The 17,523-nt window shown below is 38.7% G+C and carries 20 protein-coding genes and 1 pseudogene; 15 read left to right on the plus strand and 6 right to left on the minus strand.

Going from position 1 to position 17,523, the window contains the following annotated elements:
- The first annotated feature begins 8 nt into the window (after positions 1–8).
- Both MF646_RS09540 and MF646_RS23255 read left to right on the plus strand, forming a co-directional pair.
- Entirely contained in the window at positions 9–338 is a 330-nt protein-coding gene (locus MF646_RS09540; protein ID WP_250096266.1) for a hypothetical protein, read from the plus strand.
- 25 nt (positions 339–363) lie between these two features.
- Positions 364–489 carry a hypothetical protein gene (locus MF646_RS23255; protein ID WP_275980266.1) on the plus strand — a complete coding sequence of 42 codons (126 nt, stop codon included), beginning with the start codon at positions 364–366 and terminating at the stop codon, positions 487–489.
- Between the two features lie 47 nt (positions 490–536).
- Here the strand turns inward: MF646_RS23255 and MF646_RS09545 are convergent, their stop codons facing one another.
- Positions 537–860, minus strand: a complete 324-nt coding sequence (locus MF646_RS09545; RefSeq protein ID WP_250096267.1) for a 2Fe-2S iron-sulfur cluster-binding protein — start codon at positions 858–860, stop codon at positions 537–539.
- Between the two features lie 250 nt (positions 861–1,110).
- Here MF646_RS09545 and MF646_RS09550 point away from each other — a divergent pair, with 250 nt between their 5' ends.
- Positions 1,111–1,830, plus strand: a complete 720-nt coding sequence (locus tag MF646_RS09550; protein WP_250096268.1) for a YebC/PmpR family DNA-binding transcriptional regulator — start codon at positions 1,111–1,113, stop codon at positions 1,828–1,830.
- 96 nt (positions 1,831–1,926) lie between these two features.
- On the opposite strand, the gene MF646_RS09555 is transcribed toward MF646_RS09550, so the two are convergent.
- Positions 1,927–2,073 (minus strand): hypothetical protein, encoded by a 147-nt coding sequence (locus MF646_RS09555; protein WP_250096269.1) that lies wholly within the window; start codon positions 2,071–2,073, stop codon positions 1,927–1,929.
- Between the two features lie 183 nt (positions 2,074–2,256).
- Between MF646_RS09555 and MF646_RS09560 the strand changes: the two genes are divergently transcribed.
- Complete coding sequence (locus tag MF646_RS09560) at positions 2,257–2,397, plus strand: hypothetical protein (RefSeq protein WP_250096270.1); 141 nt, start codon at positions 2,257–2,259, stop codon at positions 2,395–2,397.
- A gap of 115 nt (positions 2,398–2,512) precedes the next feature.
- On the opposite strand, the gene MF646_RS09565 is transcribed toward MF646_RS09560, so the two are convergent.
- Complete coding sequence (locus MF646_RS09565; RefSeq protein ID WP_250096271.1) at positions 2,513–2,827, minus strand: hypothetical protein; 315 nt, start codon at positions 2,825–2,827, stop codon at positions 2,513–2,515.
- A gap of 150 nt (positions 2,828–2,977) precedes the next feature.
- Between MF646_RS09565 and selB the strand changes: the two genes are divergently transcribed.
- The 6 genes from selB (at position 2,978) to MF646_RS09595 (ending at position 9,635) form a co-directional block, all read left to right on the plus strand.
- The gene (gene selB, locus MF646_RS09570) at positions 2,978–4,891 is read left to right on the plus strand and encodes a selenocysteine-specific translation elongation factor (protein ID WP_250096272.1); all 1,914 of its coding nucleotides are present in this window, start codon (positions 2,978–2,980) and stop codon (positions 4,889–4,891) included.
- Positions 4,863–5,915 carry a glycosyltransferase gene (locus tag MF646_RS09575; protein ID WP_250096273.1) on the plus strand — a complete coding sequence of 351 codons (1,053 nt, stop codon included), beginning with the start codon at positions 4,863–4,865 and terminating at the stop codon, positions 5,913–5,915. Before selB ends, MF646_RS09575 begins: the two co-directional genes overlap by 29 nt.
- 74 nt (positions 5,916–5,989) lie before the next feature.
- Positions 5,990–6,940, plus strand: a complete 951-nt coding sequence (gene phnD / locus MF646_RS09580) for a phosphate/phosphite/phosphonate ABC transporter substrate-binding protein (protein WP_250096274.1) — start codon at positions 5,990–5,992, stop codon at positions 6,938–6,940.
- 12 nt (positions 6,941–6,952) lie between these two features.
- Positions 6,953–7,714, plus strand: coding sequence for a phosphonate ABC transporter, permease protein PhnE (gene phnE, locus MF646_RS09585; RefSeq protein WP_250096275.1), 762 nt, complete (start codon positions 6,953–6,955; stop codon positions 7,712–7,714).
- A gap of 242 nt (positions 7,715–7,956) precedes the next feature.
- Positions 7,957–8,691, plus strand: a complete 735-nt coding sequence (gene phnC, locus MF646_RS09590; protein WP_250096276.1) for a phosphonate ABC transporter ATP-binding protein — start codon at positions 7,957–7,959, stop codon at positions 8,689–8,691.
- A gap of 221 nt (positions 8,692–8,912) precedes the next feature.
- Positions 8,913–9,635 carry a lipocalin/fatty-acid binding family protein gene (locus MF646_RS09595; protein WP_250096277.1) on the plus strand — a complete coding sequence of 241 codons (723 nt, stop codon included), beginning with the start codon at positions 8,913–8,915 and terminating at the stop codon, positions 9,633–9,635.
- A gap of 711 nt (positions 9,636–10,346) precedes the next feature.
- Here the strand turns inward: MF646_RS09595 and selD are convergent.
- A complete protein-coding gene (selD, locus tag MF646_RS09600) occupies positions 10,347–11,396 on the minus strand; it encodes a selenide, water dikinase SelD (protein WP_250096278.1) in 1,050 nt (349 codons plus the stop codon).
- A 179-nt stretch (positions 11,397–11,575) separates the two neighbouring features.
- Between selD and MF646_RS09605 the strand changes: the two are divergent.
- The 3 genes and pseudogenes from MF646_RS09605 to MF646_RS09615 all read left to right on the plus strand — a co-directional run.
- Positions 11,576–11,767, plus strand: a pseudogene (locus MF646_RS09605) (Rdx family protein); the annotation flags it as partial.
- Positions 11,768–11,822: 55 nt separating this feature from the next.
- Positions 11,823–13,214: an L-seryl-tRNA(Sec) selenium transferase gene (selA, locus tag MF646_RS09610; RefSeq protein WP_250096280.1), complete on the plus strand. Its 1,392-nt coding sequence runs from the start codon at positions 11,823–11,825 to the stop codon at positions 13,212–13,214.
- A gap of 53 nt (positions 13,215–13,267) precedes the next feature.
- On the plus strand, positions 13,268–13,726 hold the full coding sequence (locus MF646_RS09615; RefSeq protein WP_275980271.1) for an acyl-CoA thioesterase: 459 nt from the start codon (positions 13,268–13,270) through the stop codon (positions 13,724–13,726).
- A gap of 67 nt (positions 13,727–13,793) precedes the next feature.
- Here the strand turns inward: MF646_RS09615 and MF646_RS09620 are convergent, their stop codons facing one another.
- Positions 13,794–13,925 (minus strand): small acid-soluble spore protein P, encoded by a 132-nt coding sequence (locus tag MF646_RS09620; protein ID WP_250096282.1) that lies wholly within the window; start codon positions 13,923–13,925, stop codon positions 13,794–13,796.
- A 109-nt stretch (positions 13,926–14,034) separates the two neighbouring features.
- Here MF646_RS09620 and MF646_RS09625 point away from each other — a divergent pair, with 109 nt between their 5' ends.
- Positions 14,035–14,187 (plus strand): hypothetical protein, encoded by a 153-nt coding sequence (locus MF646_RS09625; RefSeq protein WP_250096283.1) that lies wholly within the window; start codon positions 14,035–14,037, stop codon positions 14,185–14,187.
- A 72-nt stretch (positions 14,188–14,259) separates the two neighbouring features.
- On the opposite strand, the gene sspO is transcribed toward MF646_RS09625, so the two are convergent.
- Positions 14,260–14,394, minus strand: a complete 135-nt coding sequence (sspO, locus tag MF646_RS09630; RefSeq protein WP_250096284.1) for a small acid-soluble spore protein O — start codon at positions 14,392–14,394, stop codon at positions 14,260–14,262.
- A 291-nt stretch (positions 14,395–14,685) separates the two neighbouring features.
- Between sspO and acnA the strand changes: the two genes are divergently transcribed.
- Positions 14,686–17,400, plus strand: coding sequence for an aconitate hydratase AcnA (acnA, locus tag MF646_RS09635; RefSeq protein ID WP_250096285.1), 2,715 nt, complete (start codon positions 14,686–14,688; stop codon positions 17,398–17,400).
- Positions 17,401–17,523: the final 123 nt, after the last annotated feature.

The following is a 17,523-nucleotide window of genomic DNA, read 5'->3' on the forward strand; positions in this document are numbered from 1 at the left end:
TGATGACGATGGCTTATAAAAGAATTGTTTTGCTCGGCATATTGCTTTCTATAATCGTAAGTTCGTACAACTTTTCATACAACCAATTGCTGTTTGACGGTGATTACCAACTTTCCGAAACAATTGAATTTACAATTAGTGAAGGCGGGGTTAATCCGTCTTCTTTTCAATCGGTCATTACTAGACTTGGAAAGAGTCGCATGATAGAAGGTAGTATAATCCTTTCGAACTACATTACGCAATTATTTCAATCGCCAATACCTTCCGAGAAACGGATTTTTAATTTAATGACGGTGAAATTTCAAAGCACGTTCTTCTCTTCGTTGATTAGAAGTTAAATCAACGAAAAAAGAGGTGAAACATATGCTGAAGAAAAAGGTCATTCATCCAGATTTAAAAGAACCGATTGGCGGCTTATTTGTAGGACTTGTTATGATGCTCATCGTATTTTTGATTGCCCATTTTGTATTTGGGTTAGAATTTTTTTAATAAAAAAGAAAAAGGAGCAGTGGAATATTCCATCGCTCCTTTTCCTATTAATCTTGAGGGCGAGTCCCTGGCTCCATACCCGAGTCAGATGCCGTCATTATAGGTTTAACGGTTAGATCTGATTGAACTCGAATTTGACAGGAAAGGCGAATGTTCTCTTCTCTAAATCCTTTAGCATCGAGAATTTTTGCTTCTGCCTCCTCAACTGGACCAGCATCTCCTTCGAGAATTTCAACACGACAGGTTGTACATCTTGCGTTTCCACCACAACGATGCAGAATATCAACATCGTTATCTTCTAAAGCAAGTACTAACTTTGTCCCTTCCTCAACTTGGAAACCTTCTTTTCCTTCTACTTGAATCTTTGGCATACTATCTCCTCCTAAGGATTGTGTCTTTAATAAAAACATTACCATAAATAAAATTAAATGTGTAATTTGTCTAAGTGCAGAGTCTGTTCAAAAAGGGAAAAACCACCCTTTTTGAACAGACTCTATAAGATAAAGCTCGATAGAATTTACATATTTATAGTATAATGAATGTTGGTGAATAATGGATTAGTTCAAAATCAATTGGACTAATAATGCAACAATATAGATATAGTGAAAGTGAGTGTTCATAATGGGGCGTAAGTGGAACAATATCAAAGAAAAAAAAGCGTCAAAGGATGCAAATACGAGCCGTATATATGCAAAGTTTGGACGTGAAATTTATGTAGTTGCTAAGCAAGGTGAACCTGATCCAGAATCAAACCGAGCGTTAAAAGTTGTACTTGAGCGTGCAAAAACGTACAGTGTGCCAAAAGCAATTATTGATCGTGCTATTGAAAAAGCTAAAGGCGGTTCAGAGGAAAATTACGACGAGCTGCGTTATGAGGGGTTTGGACCAAACGGATCTATGGTCATTGTGGATGCTTTGACTAACAATGTTAACCGCACAGCGGCAGAAGTACGTTCTGCTTTTAAAAAGAATGGTGGAAACATGGGAGTTAGTGGTTCTGTGTCATTTATGTTTGATGCGACGGCTGTCATTGGTCTTGAAGGTAAATCAGAAGAGGAAGTACTTGAATTATTACTCGAGGCAGATGTCGACGTTCGTGATATTATTGCAGAAGACGATTCGATTATTGTGTACGCGGAACCAGATCAATTCCATGAGGTTCAAGAAGCTTGTAAAAATGCAGGAATAGAGGATTTTACAGTTGCGGAACTAACAATGCTTGCCCAAAATGATGTATCGCTTCCAGCTGATGCGAAGGAACAGTTTGAAAAATTAATTGACGCATTAGAGGATTTAGAAGATGTTCAACAAGTGTATCATAATGTAGATTTAGGAGAGTAATTTTTCAGCAGGCCTTTTAGGGTCTGCTTTTTATTACGTATAAAGCCAACAAGAGGATGGACTCTTGTTGGCTTTATACGTGCTAATAGTGAGAACTTAATCTCGACTAGATCTTTCGTTAAGTACATCTTTTTGAAATTTTCTCAAGCGTTTCATTGTTAATCGCCAGTCACGCTGTTCACGCTTTTTCTTCCTTCTGAGCATAATTTTCAGCTCTTTTTTCCGAGAGTCTTCATGATTCATGACAAAACACACTCCTTTCTTTGTAGTAGCGAGGCGACTACGAAAGATACGTATGTCGAATATTGCCTGGACTATGCCTTGTAATTTGCATTTTCTTGGATAAGATGACATATATATTGCGTTTTACTTCTATGTTTATTGCGTACCATATAAGCAATCTCTTTTGCAGGAGGATTGTAGAAAATGGAAGATACTTGTTTTTATTGTGGTGAGGAAGTAAATGATCGTTTTAGCCATGGATTGTTTATCCATCAAAACGAGCATGTCGACAAAACTCTTTGTCAAGATTGTTACAAAGAGTGGCTTGAAGGGATAAAGGAGTAAATTAAGTAAGCCTGAACTAAAGAGTTCAGGTCTTATTTTAGTGGATTTGGCGAGTAAATCTGAAGTCCGGTGAGTAAACCTCCTAAGCATGTAAATGAAAAAACATTACTCATGATTATCGTTGGTTTCCAGGTTCTGTGATATCGAGATCAATGTAGTCTTTTTGATCATTTTGCTGCTCAATTCGCGGTTCGAGAACATTTGAGATGAAAGAATAGGTACTATCAATATCAGTCAAAGTTTTTTCTGTAAATACCTCCTTTGTATCTGGATCAAACACTTCAGCTGTAAAGTTCCGTTCACCTTCGTTATAGTAAAGCTTTACTCCATCTCCAAATTCCTCGGGAGGCCTTGGCAGAACAAAGATTTCATACTCGTTTGGATTAGCTGTTAAGTTTTCAATTTTTTGAAGAATCTCTATTTTGTCCATCGATTATCTCCTTTATTATGTGATTGGTTGTAGCTTGTACCTTTTCTAAAAGTAGCATTCATAAGCTGTCTTTTCTTTGTTTCCTGTTAACGTATATAGTATGATAAACAACGATAGAAATTGGTCATAGTAGAGAGGGATTAGGTTGTTATGAATCATTATACGGTTGGAATGGCTGGTCATATTGACCACGGGAAGACAACGTTAACAAAAGCTTTAACGAATATAGATACAGATCGTTTAAAGGAAGAAATAGAGCGGAGTATCTCAATTGAGTTAGGCTATGCTCCTTTGAAATTAAACGACGAAATGGAAGTGTCTCTTATTGATGTACCTGGGCACGAACGCTTTATAAGGCAAATGATTGCGGGAGTAGCGGGAATAGATTTGGTGATGCTTGTAGTAGCTGCGGATGAAGGAATTATGCCTCAAACACGTGAACATATAGATATTTTGCGTTTGCTCGGAATAGAAAAGGGGATTATTGTCGTAACGAAAATTGAGAATGTTGATGAAGAGATGAGAGAGATTGTGGAACTGGATATACGGGAAGCGATAGAAGGTACTTTTTTAGAAAAAAGTCAGCTCTTTTTCGTAGATAGTCTTCGTTCTGTTGGGATTGAAGAGTTAAAGAAAGGAATTGTGATTGAACTGGAAGGAAGGACAAGTCGTGATGCAAGTGGCGCGTTTCGCTTACCTATTGATCAAGTCTTTACAATTCATGGACAAGGAACCGTTGTAAGAGGCACCGTCTATGAAGGGATCGTGAACGAAGGAGATGTGTTAGATTTATTACCAAAGCGGATTCCAGTTCGAGCTAGACAGTTACAAGTACATCATCAAGCTCGAAAAAGTGGACGAGCAGGGCAACGTGTGGCAGTTAATGTCGGCGGTATTTCAAAGGATGAGATTAAACGTGGCGATGTCCTAGTTGCAAGTGGACATTATGAGACAACTCATACGATTGATGTTGGTCTCACAACAGTTGCAAAGCTAATGTATCCTCTAAAACAAAGAGGAGCAATCAAATTACATATTGGTACGGCTGAAGTATACGGTAAGATTGTCTTTTTTGATCGGAATGACTTAGCTGAAGGTAATGAAACAATAATGTGTCAAATTCGTTTGGATGAGCCAATTGTTACAAGAAGAGGCGATCGGTTTATTTTGCGACGGCCGACACCGATGGAAACGATTGGTGGAGGAACTGTAATTGACCCTCATGGAGCGAAATATCGCTTCGGTGAAGAAACGGTTCAAATGCTTGAACAAAAAATGGACGCAACACCTATTGAGCGATTGCAACAACTTCTATTAGATAAAAAATTGCTGCCGATAAAAGATGCTAGTAAAGAAATGAATATGTCAGAAGACGAAATGAAAGAACTGGTCGAGCAAGAGGAAAAGACATTTCAATTACCGACTGGGGAGATTACGAGTGAGAAAGTCATTCAGTCATTACGGGAAGCATTTCTAATTGAGCTGGAGCGTTATCATAATGAATTTCCGTTCCGTGCTGGGGTTAAGAAAGCCGAACTAGTTCAAAGCTATACTCATACGTATCCTAAACGATTATTGGATTGGTTGCTTGATGAGGGACATAAACAAGGTTGGTTTGTCATTCAAGGACCATTTGCAGCACTATCTACCCATACTCCTCACGCGCCGCGACAGTGGGGGAAACGGGTGGAGCATGTATTAACGGCAATTAAAAATGAAGGGCTTCAAGTAACACCAACTTCTGATCATCTAACAGCTCAACAAATTCCGAAAGAACTACATGAAGAAGTGACTCATTATTTTTACCAGCAAGAACTTCTTTATCAACTTGATGAGAAATTATCAATTCATAGAGCGCCCTTTAGAGAGGCGGTAGCTAAATTACGAGAAGAGACAGATGTCGTTTTTGCTTTAAAAGAAGCCAAAGAATCAACTGGGTTATCACGTAAGTACTTAGTACCCTTTTTAGAAAAGCTAGATAAGCTCGATTTAACGATTAGACATGATCAAGAACGGAAATGGAGGGTGACTGAAGTTGAAAATTGGCTCGGTGACAAATCCTAAAATCATTCTATTTACTCCGTATTTCAAACAAAATCGTGGAAATTCCACAACGGCAAGACGTTTCGTAAAAGGATTGAGGATGTGGGGTGTAAGTGTTCGAATCTTTGCTTATGAAGAAGAAGAGTGGAATTCAGATTGGGATTCTTACTTCTTAGAGGCAGATATATATCATGTAATTCATTTGAAACGGTTTTCCCAATGGTTAAAAAAGTATCCACATCTGCATTTCAGTAAACCCTATATATTAACCTCTGGTGGAACGGATGTTAATGAGGACTTAAAGGACCCAGATGCCGTTAAGTTAATGGTTTCAGTAGCAGATGAGTCTTGTGGAATTACTGTTTTCAGTGAAGATGGAAAGAATAAGATTATTCAGACGTATCCGGACTTAGCTGATCGCATTTATGTTATTCCACAAAGTGTAGATTTTCCAAAGGATGGGACGAAGGAATCAAACCGCGATATTCTTTCTGGATATCCTAAGTTTTTGCTGCCGGCAGGGCTACGGCCGGTGAAGGATGTCCTCTATGTAGCAGATGAGTTAAAGAGGTTGCGTTATACTTGGCAAGAACTGACCTTTACGATCATTGGTCCTGTTCTAGATGACGGTGTCTATCAAGAAGTTCAAGAATTTGAAAAGGAACATGAGTGGTTTCGTTATATAAAAGAAGTTCCGCTTGAACAAATGAAAGCTGTTTATCAATCTTGTGATTTTGTTCTAAATACATCTATCTCAGAAGGGCAGTCCTCTGCAGTACTTGAGGCGATGGCTTTAGGTAAGCCTGTTATAGCAAGGCTGAATTCAGGAAATGCAAGTGTCCTTTCAGATGGGGAAACAGGGGTGTTGTTTGAGTCGCCTGAACAATTCACCCTCAAAGTGCAAGAATTGCTCACTTCTGAAGGAAAGCAAAAGAGCATTATTAAAAAGGCAATCTTGTATATTAAAGAGCAGCATTCATTGGAAAAAGAGATGGGACAATTTTTAGAAGTGTACGAGCATTGTTTAGCAAACGCTTATGTGTAAGGGTTATTTCTTTACAAGAAAGACTTAAAAATGGTAAATTCCTTCAGTAGATTAAATAAAAAGGTGGAGAAAAGATGAAGAAATGGATGATGACATTAGGGATGGCACTTGTCTTAACTGCATGCGGAGCGGCAGACGATCCTGATGAAGTAGTACAATCTCCAACAGTTGATGAACATGGAGAAGAGGCGCCAGCAACTGAAAATGACGATAGTGTGTTTGAAATTGCTGTAATCCCTTCACAGTCAATGGGAGAAATGCAAACAGGACTTGATAATTTAGAAGCTCATTTAACAGAGAAACTAGGGAGGGAAGTTGTTGTAGAACAATACCCGAATTATAACGCTGTAGTTGAAGCGATTAATTATAACCATATTGACTTGGCTTTCTTAGGACCGCTAACGTATTTAATTGCTCATGAGCAAAGCGGAGCGCAAGCGATCATTACACAGGAAGTAGATGGAAGTCCCTATTACTTTTCATACATTATTACTCATAACGATCGTGAGTGGGATGATTTAGATGATATGCTAGAAGACCGTGCAGATGTTGATTTTGCGTTTGCGAGTATCTCTTCCACATCTGGTCACTTAATTCCAGGCCTTCACCTACGTCAGCTAGGTTTTTATGAAAGTGAAGATGATCATGAATTTAAGCAAATTCAATTTGCTGGATCCCATGATATCGTAACAACTCTTGTCCAAGATCAAACGGTTGATGCTGGGGCAGTCGATAGTGCGATCTTAGAAGCATTAATGAAAGAGGATGACCAAAACGGTGGTACAATGCGTGAAGACATTAAGGTTATCTGGCAATCGGAAGAACTTTATCAGTACCCTTGGGTTGTCCCAGCTGGTATGAGTGATGAATTAATTGCAGAAGTACAAGAAGCTTTTTATGAAATTGCTGATGAAGAAATCCTACGAATTTTCGGTGGTGCGACACGCTTTGTTGAAGCAGATGACAGTCAGTATGCAGATGTGTTAGAAGCAGCTCGTGAATTCGAAATGCTTTCATTAGATTAGGAGCCTTCTACGATGGTTTGGTTTCGTAGGCGCTACCTCATATATCTTATCTTGATTATCGTTGCTCTTTGGTGGAGCATGGATATGACAGGGTTTGAATGGAGAAAGCTTACGCAAATCGGAAATATTTATCACATGGTGACCACTCGTTTTTTTCCGATTGAGTGGTCCCTTTTTCCGAGAATGGCGTATCACAGTCTTGTCACTTTAGCTATTGCTTTTTTAGGTACATTTTTAGCACTGATTGTAGCTTTGCCACTTAGCTTTTTGGCAGCAAAAAACACGAGTGGGTCTGTAGGGATGTATAGCACCATTCGTGGCGCATTAAGTGCACTAAGATCTATTCCAGAGATTGTATTTGGTTTAATCTTTGTTTCGGCATTTGGGCTTGGACCATTTGCAGCTGTCTTAGCAATCATTTTGCATAATATTGGCGTTTTAGGGAAGTTAATTTCTGAATTGATTGAAGCGGCAGATTCTGGACCTCAAGAAGCGATGCGTTCTGTGGGGGCAACAAAATGGGTCGGACATTTATTTTCAATTTTGCCTCAAATATGGCCGAATGTGTTGTCTCAATATTTTTATCGGTTTGAAGTAGCCATTCGGACGTCTCTCATCCTCGGATTCATCGGAGGGGGAGGAATCGGTCAGCAGCTCTTTAATCATTTCCAAAGCTTCTACTATACAGCCGTAGCACTAGATATCGTACTCATCATGATTATGGTTATCATAGTGGATTTCATCGGCGGCCGAATTAGAGCTAGGGTTATATAGAGTTCAATCAAAAAGGCGATCTTCCTTTTTGATTGAACTCGAAGCGATGAGCGGAGCCGTTGCCAATGTTTTAAGCTTTTTAGGAGTGGGTTTCTCCTAAAAGGCGTGCAACGAGAGGAGCCATCGCAGCATGTTCGCACAGTTAAGGACAAAGCGAATCCCTTATAAGAAAATAAAGGGTAGTAAAGTCATTCAAAAAGGCGATCTTCCTTTTTGAATGAACTCGGGGAGGAGGGGGCATTATGCTTTCAATTGCAGATTTAGTTGTACGTTATCCTAAAACAGATGAGAATGCCCTTGACCATGTCAATTTGACATTTAAGAAGGGAGAGTTTGTTTGTGTGCTTGGCAAAAGTGGTGCAGGGAAGTCGACGTTTATTCGCACAATAAATCGTTTGCAGTTGGCAACTGCAGGGCAAATTACGTGGGAAGGGACGAACCTGACAAACCTCTCGGAAGCGAAGATGAGAAGGGTTCGCTCAGATATGGTTATGATCTTCCAACACTTTAATTTAATCCCGAGAATGACTGTATTGCAAAATACATTAACAGGTTCTTTTGGAAAGCGACCACCATATAAAAATATACTCGGGCTTTTTTCTGAACAGGAACAAAAACGAGCATTAGATGCATTAAAAGAAGTTGGATTGGAAAAGCATGTTCATAAGCGGGTAGAGGCACTAAGTGGAGGGCAGAAACAGCGAGTAGGGATTGCAAGGGCTTTGCTACAAGATCCAAAGATTTTATTAGGAGATGAGCCTGTTGCTAGCTTGGATCCAACAACATCAAGGAAAATTTTTGAACTGTTAAAACGAATTCATGAAGAACGTGAATTACTTTCTATTATTAATATCCATGATGTCAATTTAGCGAAAGAGTTTGCTACAAGAATCGTCGCTTTTCGTGATGGTCAATTAATTTTTGATGGGATGCCAAATGAGGTTGACGATCATATTTTTGCTGAAGTCTACCAATAATTCTTACTTGTCAATATACAGAGAACCCTCCTTATGGTAGTGGGTTCTTTCTACTTTTAAAAGGCGGTTTTTTAGGTCTGAAGTCTCATGTGGATTTTCCAAATACCCAAATATTTTATAATGTGTGGAATGAAAAATAGATCTATTGGCATGTGTGCTTTGTGATAAAATATCGGTTAGTACGTTATTGGGTCTAGTAAGAAGAAGAGGAGAAAAGCGACATGCGGCAAAAACAAAAGCAATTACGAGCCAAAGTTAATGATGTTGTACAATCGGGATCACCACTTAATAAAGGTATTAAGTTTTTTGGAATAGTCGTTGGTGCTATAGCGATTTATTCCATTATTCAGTATGAGCAATTATTTCGATTGTTTGTTATTTTATTTTTAGTCGGCTTTGCCTATGTAATGAATAAAAAAATAAATAACCTTGCACAACCAACATCAGAACCAGTCCCACCTGTAGTAGAAAGAATCGAAGAGCAGCAAACACAGATTTTTGAGAAAGCTGTAATTGAAAAAGAGGAAGCACTTGAGAAAATAGATTTAGATCGAACTCAATTGTTGGAGGAACTTTTTTCAAAGGCGGATTTAGATGATTTAGAAAAGCAATCGTATCGTGAAAAGATTAAAGAAAAAGAATCAGAAAGATCTAATACGATGCAAGACCTCTTAATTGTTAAGGGGAAGCTTCAAACAGCATTGCTTGAAACGAAGAAGTATTTTATCAAAGAAGATCCTATTAAAGAAATCGCAGCTTCCCTAGAGCAAGAAAAAATTCAACACTCTTCGATTGCAGCGCTTAATGATGAAGTGTATGCCATTGTCACACGGTTAAGTGAGCATACGATCAATGCGTTGAAAAAAAGCAACTATATTGATGATGATCACAATTTAACTCGTTCTGGTTATAAAGCGTTAGTCAAAACAGTTGAAAAAGAGTAAGCAAGGCATTAAAAAAACCACCCAGTTTATTTCCATAACGGGTGTGCTTTAGAGGGAGAAAGCAGTAAATCACATAGCTTTTGGAGATGTAATTAGCACGCTAATTCGCATCTCCATTTTTCGTTGTTATATCAATGTTTAAAAGTAATAGATGCTATGAAAAAGATGTTGATTCACTCATCTGGGGTCGTAAGGGTCCGCTCTTATCGGCTGGGGGATCAGGTTAAGCACCCGATTTGATAAATAAACGGAGAATTTTCTCTTAATTAGTAATTAACACTAATAGCTTAAATAGACGGAGAGATTCCGGCTATTGAGTCCAAAAATTTGAAAATGTGAAATTTTTCTTTGCTTAATCGGAAAATCTCCTTTTATATCCCCCGGAATGACCTCTATTCTGCATTTAATCGGAAAATCTCCGCTTATTTTACTATAGCCAATTATTGACAGATTTTTTGTTTAATGGAGTTGAGATGGGTGCTTTGATTTAGTATCTTATAAATCAAAGAGAACCTCAGTTAGCTTAGTTTAACAAGGTTAGGTTTTAAGACCAAAAAGGATCAGATTCTAAAATCTGATCCTTTTGTTTGCAATTTGTATTGTTGGTTTTTCCACTAAAACCTAATTTATAGCTTATTTGTCATGTTGAATTGCAGTTTCTCCCTCTCAACCGACACGTATTTATTTCCAAACTGGAGTGGTTTTTTGTTATTACTTCACAATAATAGGCTTGTCTTTTTTCTCAGTAACTACACCTATTATAGACGCATGAGCACCTGTTGCTTGCATAGATTCAACATAACGTTTCGCTTCATCAGGAGGTAAACTGATAAGCAATCCACCTGACGTGATTGCGTCACAGAGGATGCTTTTTTCTACCTCTGTAATGTCTGATGAATAGTCCACACAGCCTTCGAGCCAACGCTCATTTGCTTTTGAGCCTCCTGGAACAATTCCTTTTTCAGCAAGTTCCTTTGTTCCCTCAAGCATTGGAATACGCTCCATCTCAAGTTCAAAAGTTACATCACTTCCATTGGCCATTTCATAACTATGGCCTAAAAGTCCAAACCCAGTTACGTCCGTAACGGCATTTGGGTGTAACCCTTCTAGTTGCTCTGCGGCTTGTTTATTCAATAGAGCCATCGTTTCAGTAACAGCTTTTTCTTGATCTGGTGTTACAGCTTCGCGTTTAATCCCTGTTGTTAATATTCCAACACCAATTGGCTTTGTTAATACTAGGGAATCACCAGCTTTAGCACCAACATTTTTGAAAATACGATCAGGGTGTGCAAGACCTGTAACAGATAACCCGAATTTTGGCTCTTGGTCATCAATTGAGTGCCCACCAACAATGATGGCTCCTGCTTCTTTTGTTTTATCTGCTGCTCCACGTAAAATGTCTGCTAACGTTTCAGGTGGCAACTTCTTGATTGGAAAACCAACAATGTTCATTACTGTTGTTGGCTTGCCGCCCATAGCATAGACATCACTTAAGGCATTAGCTGCAGCGATTTGGCCAAACATATATGCATCATCAACAACGGGTGTAAAATAATCGACAGTTTGAATCATTGCTAAATCATCTGTCAATCGGTATGCACCGGCATCATCAGATGTATCTAAACCAACAAGTAAATTAGGATCATGTGTCTGTTTTGGTAAATGACGCAAAACTTGCGTCAGGTCTTCAGGACCAATTTTGCATCCTCAACCAGCTTTTGTTGAAAAAGAAGTTAAACGAATTTGTTCTTGTTTGTCCATTTTAGGACACCTCCTTATCTTACTTTGGAACACATATTAGTCTGTGTTTAATAAACAAATTTTTTGCATCGTTCATCATATTATCCTACAATATAGAGGAAACCAAAGTAAAGGAGTTTGATTCAAACATGGAATTCAAAGTATCTGTAGAATTTTGCATGATGTGAAACTACGCACCAAAAGCCGTGAGTTTCACGGACGAGCTACTTGATCACTTTCGTGGAAAAGTGAAAGAGGTAAAATTAGTAACAAGTGGCGGTGGCGTTTTTGAAGTAACCGTCAATGATCAATTGGTTTACTCCAAAAAGGAAACAGGATCATTTCCTGACCCTAAAGAAGTAATTGAAATAATGGAAAAGATGGCTGAATAAATAAGGGGTGACGAATGAGTCACCCTTTTTTGGAAGAAGGGTGGTTCATAGTAAGATGCGTCAATTATTACGACAAATACCTGCCATTCATGAATTGCAACAAGACCAGAACTTTTTGCATTTGCTTGAAACAAGTAATGTGTCCAAAATGAAGTTAACAGAGTGGTTACAAGAGACGGTTGCTGATATTAGGAAAGAACTACTTGCAGGAGACTTTCCCTTGGAAAACGATTCGATAAGAATTTCAGATATCATTTTTAAACGGTTATCAGATCGTCTTAGTTATCATTCAACATATAAAGTAAAACGTGTGATAAATGGAACTGGAACAGTGTTACATACAAACTTAGGTAGAGCACGTTTAAGTGATCAAGCGATTAAACAAGTAGTTGAGACAGCTTATTCATATTCCAATCTAGAATACAATCTTAATCAAGGCAAACGTGGTTCGAGGCATGAATTAATTGAAGATCTTGTTAAGGAAATGACCGGAGCTGAAGCAGCCATGGTCGTTAATAATAACGCTGCAGCTGTCTATTTGGTATTAAAGGCGTTTGCTAAAGGGAAAGATGTCATTGTTTCACGTGGTGAATTAGTCGAAATCGGCGGTTCGTTTCGTGTTTCGTCCATTATGGAAGAGAGTGGTGCTCATTTAGTAGAGGTTGGAACAACGAATAAGACGCATTATTATGATTATGAACATGCCATTAGTGAAGCGACTGCGATGATTATGAAAGTACATACGAGTAATTTTAAGGTGATCGGCTTTACAAAAGATGTCACGGTCGCAGAACTTAAACCATTAGCAAAAGCCCATGATGTTTTGCTTTATGAAGATTTAGGAAGCGGAGCCATTTATGATTTAAGAAATGATGGAATCGGGGATGAACCAACGGTAGTTGAAGCGTTAAACAAAGGGGCAGACCTTGTTACGTTTAGTGGAGACAAGCTTTTAGGGGGTCCGCAAGCTGGCATCATCGCAGGGAAGAAAAAGTGGATAGATAAGTTAAAGAAACATCAGCTTGCACGTGTATTACGAGTCGATAAAATGACACTTGCGGCTTTAGAAGCTACATTGAAAGAATATGCTAATGAGGAAATGGTGAAAGAAACGTTGCCTACGTTAAAATCTGTTTTATTGAAAAAAGATGAGATCCTCTCTCGTATTGATAAATTTTCGAGTGAGCTATCTCCTTTTTGGACCAAAAGGGTAAGGTCGGATGTATCTCAAGTAGGTGGTGGGACGATGCCTGATGTCACGCTCGATACTGCATTGCTACTACTATCAAATAGTAATTTTACAGCACAGGCTCTTCACAATCAGCTAAGACTTGGGACCCCTGCTATTGTATCACGAATTATAGAAGATCAAATTGCTCTAGACTTTCGTACGATAGAGGAGTATGAATTTGCAGATTTACATAGGCGTTTAAAAGAATTTGAATAGCGAAAGGTGAGAGCAAGGTGGAAGGAAAACGCGCATCGGAATCAAAAACGGTCATGACAGACTTGGTGTTACCTCCTGATACAAATTATCATGGAACCATCTTCGGGGGGAATGTGATGGCTTATGTAGATAAGGTTGCGAGCATTACAGCCATGAGACATTCACGTGCTATGGTCGTAACAGCTTCAAGTGATAGTTTGGACTTTATCTCTCCTATTAGAACAGGGGAAGCTATATGCTTGGAAGGTTTTATCACATATACAAGAAATACATCAATGGAAGTGTATGTAAAAGTTGAGGCTGAAAATTTATTAACTGGGGAAAAGCGGTTAACAGCCACGTCCTATTTAACGTTTGTTGCATTAGATAACGAGGGGAAGCCGACAAGTGTCCCTCCTGTTATTCCTGAATCAGAAGAGGAAAGGTGGCACTATGAAGGAGCTGTAGAACGATTTGAACAAAGAAATAAAAGGAGGCAAACACGAAAGGAAAGGTTAAATCAATCAAGATAGTAAGCTTACCGGGGCGAAAAAAGGAGGGATTCCTTTTTTCGTCCCCTTTCTTAATTACTATATACAGTTATCCTTCACCATTCGTTTGACTAACTTGATTTCTTTTCTTTACTTTTTTCGAACCACTTAAAGGTTCAGGCTGCCCAGAGTTTTTTGGTTGATTTCTACGTTGGTCTTTATAAGTATTATGCTCTGTCATCGCTAACATCCCTCCTCGGATGTAGTATAACTGGAAACAGCTGATGTATACGAATATTAGGCGTTGTTTTTCACACCCTAAAACTGAGCTTTGTCAAAGGGGGGAGAACATGCAGCTCTCCAGTAAGCAACAAATAGTTGAACCGGGGCGTAAGGCAGTTGAGAAAGCTCGAAAAGCAGTCGGAAATATAAATGCACATGAAGCAGATTTCCGCGCGAAAAGAAATGACAACAATAAAGATATAGATTTTATTGATGAGTAATTTACATCTGCATCTTTTTAGCAGATTTCCACAAAAGAGGGGACTATCGCATGACGAATCCCCTCTTTTTACTTATTGACGCTTCTTCGTCTTTTTGTTGTGCTGGCGTTCCATTGTTGTTAAAGGCTCATTGGCAGTTTCTTCTTGGTGCTGCGCATTATAGTCAAGTACTCTTTTGTCTTTTTCATCTGGTTGTTGCTTCGCCATAATACCACCTCCCATTGTTGTAGGTTTTGTGTTTGTGACTGGGTTTATACAAGATAGTTAGCATGGCTGTTCCTCACAAAATAAGTTTTTCCACTTTTGGAAATTAACTTTAAAATTATTTAAAAAAATCATTTATTCTTCACACAAGTTTTGATATTCTAAAGAGGGACTGTTTTGTCGAATCATTTAAGCGCTTTCTATTTTGTCATAAAAATAGACAGTCTAGTCGGTCTGATTTAGACAATTTTTACAGTTTGCGGTATGATAGTCTTGTAAAGGGAGGGTATACATATGTCAACGAAAAATGATGTATTCAAAGCAAAAACATCCTTTTCTTTGGATGGAAAGACGATTAATTATTACTCTTTAAAAGCACTAGAGGATGCTGGTCTAGGCAATGTAACAAAACTACCATATTCAGTAAAGGTATTACTAGAATCAGTTCTTCGCCAATATGATGGTTATGTAATTAAAGAAGAGCATGTTGAAAACTTAGCGAAGTGGGGAACAAACGAATTAAAAGAGATCGATGTTCCATTTAAACCATCTCGTGTAATTCTTCAAGACTTCACTGGTGTACCTGCTGTAGTAGACCTTGCTTCATTACGTAAAGCAATGGCGGACCTAGGTGGTAACCCAGATCAAATCAATCCTGAAATTCCAGTAGACTTAGTTATTGACCACTCAGTACAAGTTGATAAAGCTGGTACAACGGATTCTTTAGATTTCAATATGAATTTAGAGTTCCAACGTAATGAAGAGCGTTACCAATTCCTCAGCTGGGCAAAGAAAGCATTTGATAACTATCGTGCTGTACCGCCTGCAACAGGTATCGTTCACCAAGTTAATCTTGAGCATATTGCGAACGTTGTTCACGCTATCGAGCAAGACGGCGAGACAATCGCTTTCCCTGATACACTTGTAGGTACTGATTCTCATACAACAATGATTAATGGTATTGGTGTACTTGGTTGGGGTGTAGGTGGTATTGAAGCGGAAGCAGGAATGCTAGGACAACCATCTTATTTCCCAGTACCTGAAGTAATTGGTGTGAAATTCACTGGTTCACTCCCAAGTGGAACGACAGCTACAGACGTAGCATTAAAAGTGACACAAGTACTACGCGAAAAGAAAGTAGTAGGTAAATTTGTTGAATTCTTCGGTCCTGGTTTAGCTGAAATGCCACTTGCTGACCGTGCAACAATTTCCAATATGGCTCCTGAATATGGTGCAACTTGTGGATTCTTCCCAGTTGATGCTGAAGCACTGAACTACATGCGTTTAACAGGTCGTTCAGAAGAGCAAATCAAGCTAGTAGAAGAATATTCGAAAGCAAATGACTTGTTCTACGTACCTGGAGAAACTCCAGACCCTACTTACACAAGTGTAGTAGAAGTGGATCTTTCTGAAATTGAAGCAAATCTTTCTGGTCCTAAGCGTCCACAGGATCTTGTTCCACTTTCTGACATGCAAAAATCGTTCCGTAATGCAGTTGTTGCACCACAAGGAACACAAGGTTTAGGCCTATCAGAAGACGAATTTAATAAAGAAGTAAAAGTTAGCTTCAAAGATGGCCGTGAAGCAGTTATGAATACTGGTTCAATCGCCATTGCCGCAATTACAAGCTGTACGAATACTTCTAACCCATACGTACTTATTGGAGCAGGGCTTGTAGCGAAAAAAGCAGTTGAACTAGGTCTTGAGGTTCCTGAGTTTGTAAAGACTTCTTTAGCACCAGGTTCTAAAGTAGTAACTGGTTACTTAACGGATTCTGGTTTGCTTCCATACATGGAAAAACTAGGCTTCAATATCGTTGGTTACGGCTGTACAACATGTATCGGTAACTCTGGTCCATTAGAAGATGAAATCGAAGAAGCAATTGCATCTAATGATTTAACTGTTACTTCGGTTCTTTCAGGTAACCGTAACTTTGAAGGACGTATTCATCCATTAGTAAAAGCTAACTACCTTGCTTCTCCACCATTAGTTGTTGCATATGCACTTGCAGGAACTGTCGATATCGACCTAAGAAATGATTCATTAGGTAAAGATAAAGATGGCAAGGACGTATACTTTGATGATATTTGGCCAACAGCAGACGAAATCGCGAAAGTGGTTCAAGAAACAGTAACACCTGAGTTGTTCCGCCGTGAGTATGAAAACGTATTTGCAAGTAATCCACGTTGGAATGAAATTGAAACAACTGATGATGCTCTTTATAAGTGGGATGCTGATTCAACTTACATTGCAAATCCTACGTTCTTCGAAAATCTGTCTCCAGATCCAGAAGATATTAAACCATTATCAGCTCTACGTGTCATCGGTAAATTTGGTGATACTGTAACAACTGACCACATTTCACCAGCAGGTGCAATCGGCAAGGATACACCTGCAGGTAAGTACTTAATCTCTAAAGGTGTTGAGCCTAAAGATTTCAACTCTTATGGTTCACGTCGTGGTAACCACGAAGTTATGATGAGAGGTACATTTGCAAACATCCGTATTCGTAACCAAATTGCTCCTGGTACAGAAGGTGGTTACACAACTTACTGGCCAACTGGCGAAGTGACATCAATCTATGATGCAGCAATGAAATACAAAGAAGAAGGTACTGGCTTAGCTATTTTAGCTGGTAAAGATTACGGTATGGGAAGTTCTCGTGACTGGGCGGCCAAAGGTACAAATCTACTTGGTATTAAAACAGTTATCGCTGAGAGCTATGAGCGTATCCACCGTAGTAACCTTGTTCTTATGGGTGTTCTTCCACTTCAATTTAAAGATGGCGATAGTGCTGAATCTTTAGGTTTAACTGGAGAAGAGTCATTCGATGTTCAAATTACAAACGATGTAAAGCCGCGTGAAATCTTGAAAGTCGTTGCAACAGATAAAGATGGCAAGCAAACTGAATTTGAAGTACTTGTTCGCTTTGATAGTGAAGTGGAATTGGATTACTACCGTCATGGCGGTATCCTACAAATGGTTCTTCGTAACAAGCTTGCAAATTAATAAAATTAGAAACCTTCTTTTACCTTCGGGTAAGAGAAGGTTTTTTGCAGTTTTTACATAATACTTTTCAAATTATCACTAATATAGAACAAAAACTTGTGCATATTAAAACTGATAAATAAG

This window comes from Halalkalibacter alkaliphilus, assembly GCF_023555415.1.
GTDB classification, from domain to species: Bacteria; Bacillota; Bacilli; order Bacillales; family Bacillaceae_D; genus Halalkalibacter; species Halalkalibacter alkaliphilus.